This is a genomic window from Herbaspirillum sp. B65, assembly GCF_000333555.1.
Taxonomy (GTDB): Bacteria; Pseudomonadota; Gammaproteobacteria; order Burkholderiales; family Burkholderiaceae_D; genus Herbaspirillum; species Herbaspirillum rubrisubalbicans.
On record NZ_BADI01000377.1, the window covers coordinates 1 to 3,260 of the forward strand.

2 protein-coding genes and 1 pseudogene are annotated in these 3,260 nt (G+C 60.8%); 2 read left to right on the forward strand and 1 reads right to left on the reverse strand.

Going from position 1 to position 3,260, the window contains the following annotated elements; all coding sequences use genetic code 11:
* The first annotated feature begins 153 nt into the window (after positions 1-153).
* The gene (locus I5W_RS09225) at positions 154-1,911 is read left to right on the forward strand and encodes an IlvD/Edd family dehydratase (protein WP_017451259.1); all 1,758 of its coding nucleotides are present in this window, start codon (positions 154-156) and stop codon (positions 1,909-1,911) included.
* 69 nt (positions 1,912-1,980) lie between these two features.
* Complete coding sequence (locus tag I5W_RS09230) at positions 1,981-2,766, forward strand: SDR family NAD(P)-dependent oxidoreductase (RefSeq protein WP_044528998.1); 786 nt, start codon at positions 1,981-1,983, stop codon at positions 2,764-2,766.
* A 368-nt stretch (positions 2,767-3,134) separates the two neighbouring features.
* On the opposite strand, the pseudogene I5W_RS34020 reads toward I5W_RS09230, so the two are convergent.
* Positions 3,135-3,260 (reverse strand): annotated as a pseudogene (locus I5W_RS34020) (LysR family transcriptional regulator); the annotation flags it as partial.

Here is a 3,260-nt window from a genome sequence, read left to right on the forward strand (position 1 = left end):
CAGATGATCAGGGCCTGGTGCTGTTGATGGCCGTGTGCTTCGACGTCTACAACAAGAACAAGTAATCCAGATCACGCAGGCGGGCAGGATTGCCCGCCTTTTGCATTCGGAATCCAAACCATCCTTCGTTTTCTGTCATTCAGGAATCCAACAATGAGTAGCGATAAAAAAGACAAGAGCCGCACCCTGCGCTCGGCCAGCTGGTTCGGTACTGCCGACAAGAACGGCTTCATGTACCGCAGCTGGATGAAGAACCAGGGCATTCCCGACCATGAGTTCCAGGGCAAGCCGGTCATCGGTATCTGCAACACCTGGTCCGAACTGACGCCCTGCAACGCTCACTTCCGCAAGGTCGCCGAACACGTGCGGCGCGGCATCATCGAGGCCGGTGGTTTCCCGGTGGAGTTCCCGGTGTTCTCCAACGGTGAATCCAACCTGCGCCCCACCGCCATGCTGACCCGCAACCTGGCCAGCATGGACGTGGAAGAATCGATCCGCGGCAACCCCATCGATGCCGTGGTGCTGCTGACCGGCTGCGACAAGACCACTCCGGCTCTGCTGATGGGTGCGGCCAGTTGCGACGTGCCGGCCATCGTCGTGACCGGTGGCCCGATGTTGAACGGCAAGCACCAGGGCCGCGACATCGGTTCCGGTACCGTGGTGTGGCAATTGTCGGAGCAGGTCAAGGCTGGCGAAATCACGATTCACGACTTCATGGCCGCCGAAGCCGGCATGTCGCGTTCGGCCGGTACCTGCAACACCATGGGCACCGCTTCCACCATGGCTTGCATGGCCGAGTCGCTGGGCGTCTCGCTGCCGCACAATGCCGCCATTCCTGCCGTTGATGCGCGCCGCTATGTTCTCGCGCACTTATCCGGTATGCGTATCGTCGACATGGTCTGGGAAGGCTTGACCCTGTCCAAGATCCTGACCCGCAAGGCCTTCGAAAACGCCATTCGCACCAACGCCGCCATCGGTGGTTCCACCAATGCCGTGATCCACTTGAAGGCCATCGCTGGCCGCATCGGCGTGGATCTGGAGTTGGAAGACTGGACCCGTATCGGCCGTGGCACCCCGACCATCGTCGACCTGCAGCCTTCGGGCCGCTTCCTGATGGAAGAGTTCTACTACGCCGGTGGCCTGCCCGCGGTGCTGCGCCGCCTGGGCGAAGCCGACCTGCTGCCGCACAAGGATGCACTGACCGTCAACGGCCAGACCATGTGGGACAACGTCAAGGATGCCCCGATCTACAACGATGAAGTGGTGCGCCCGCTGGCCAAGCCGCTGATCGAAGATGGCGGCATCTGCATCCTGCGTGGCAACCTGGCCCCGCGCGGTGCCGTGTTGAAGCCCTCGGCCGCCACTCCCGAACTGATGAAGCATCGCGGCCGCGCCGTGGTGTTCGAAGACTTCAACCACTACAAGGAACGCATCAACGATCCTGATCTGGATGTGGATGCCAGCTGCGTGCTGGTGATGAAGAATGTGGGCCCCAAGGGTTACCCCGGCATGGCCGAAGTGGGCAACATGGGCTTGCCGCCCAAGATCCTGGCCACCGGTGTGAAGGATATGGTGCGTATCTCGGATGCCCGCATGAGCGGCACCGCGTATGGCACCGTGATCCTGCACGTGGCGCCGGAAGCGGCCGCCGGTGGTCCGCTGGGCATTGTCCAGGATGGCGACTTCATCGAGCTGGACGCCTACGCCGGCAAGCTGCAGTTGGACATCAGCGAGGAAGAGATGAAACGCCGCCTGGAAGCGCGTGCCAAGGTCTTGGCCGAGCGCAAGCCGGAGATGGCCGGTGGCTACCAGTCCCTGTACGTGGACCGCGTGCTGCAGGCCGACGAAGGCTGCGACTTCGACTTCCTGGTCGGCTGCCGTGGTGCCGCCGTGCCCAAGCATTCGCACTGATCTTCACTTCCCCCCTCATCCGAACCGGTGTCGACGCCCAGCGTCGGCACCGGAGAGCAAGGAAACTTCATGAGCAATACTCCCCACGACGTACAACTGGCGAGCTTTCCCAGTCTGAAGGGCAAGCGCGTCTTCATCACCGGCGGCGGCACCGGCATTGGTGCGGCCATCGTCGAAGCATTTGCGCAACAAGGCGCGCACGTGGCCTTTGTCGATATCGCCACCGAAGCCAGCGAAGCGCTGTGCAATGAAGTGGCAGCAGCCGGTCATCCCAAGCCGCTGTTCCGTCATTGCGACCTGCGTGACATCCCGGCTTTCCAGGCCACCATCGCCGAGCTGCAAGGCCAGTTGGGCGACTTCGACGTGCTGGTCAACAATGCCGCCAACGACCAGCGTCACAAGCTGGAAGAGGTGACGCTGGAATACTGGAACGACCGCATCGCCATCAACCAGCGCCCCTCCTTCTTCGCCGTGCAATCGGTGGTGGAGGGCATGAAGCGCCGTGGCGGCGGTTCCATCATCAACTTCAGTTCGATCAGCTGGCACCAGTCCGGTGGCGGCTTCCCGGTCTATACCACGGCCAAGGCCTCGACCCTGGGCCTCACGCGCGGCCTGGCGCGCGACCTCGGTCCACACAAGATCCGCGTCAATACCGTCACACCGGGTTGGGTCATGACCGAACGCCAGATCAAGCTGTGGCTGGATGAAGAAGGCAAGAAGGCCATCGCCCGTAACCAGTGTCTGCAAGGCGACCTGCTGCCCTGGCACCTGGCGCGCATGGTGCTGTTCCTGGCCGCGGACGATAGTGCCATGTGTACCGCGCAGGAATTCATTGTCGATGCCGGTTGGGTGTAATGTCTTTGCCGGGGCGGCTTTGCTGCCCTGGCTTATAGGCTCAACAAACGTCGCAAGAGTCGCTGAAAAGCGACTCTTTTTTTTCGTGCCTTTTTCGGGGCGGGTAGTGAAAAACAACATCTGTGCGGTTCAGCAGAATTGCAAGCCCGTAAAAGCTGTATGACAGCCCTCAAAAACTTAGTTTTTTGAGACCGTGAAGTGTTGTTTTTTTGCAGTGATTTTTTATTGCGTTGAAATGCCTGGAAGGGATTTGCGCAGCCATTTTGTGGGAGGTTTTCAGATTGGCTTACGCTTGCTTACATTTCTTAATAAAACTCGGCGAGTCCGGGCGTCCCCGGCATCGCCCGATGCCGGGCCGGTAGAGCTCATCAGTAGATCATTTTGGCCACTTCACGAATTCCTTGCAGGACCAGGTTGGCGCCCGGCGAGAGCAAGCTGTCCTGGCGCGTGATGATGCCAAAGCCCGCCATGCGGCAGGGTAGGTCGAGGGCAGG

Bases quoted from the DNA above. Each gene is read 5' to 3' on its own strand.
- I5W_RS09230 (WP_044528998.1), top strand. From the start codon at position 1,981: ATGAGCAATACTCCCCACGACGTACAACTGGCGAGCTTTCCCAGTCTG.
- I5W_RS09225 (WP_017451259.1), top strand. From the start codon at position 154: ATGAGTAGCGATAAAAAAGACAAGAGCCGCACCCTGCGCTCGGCCAGC.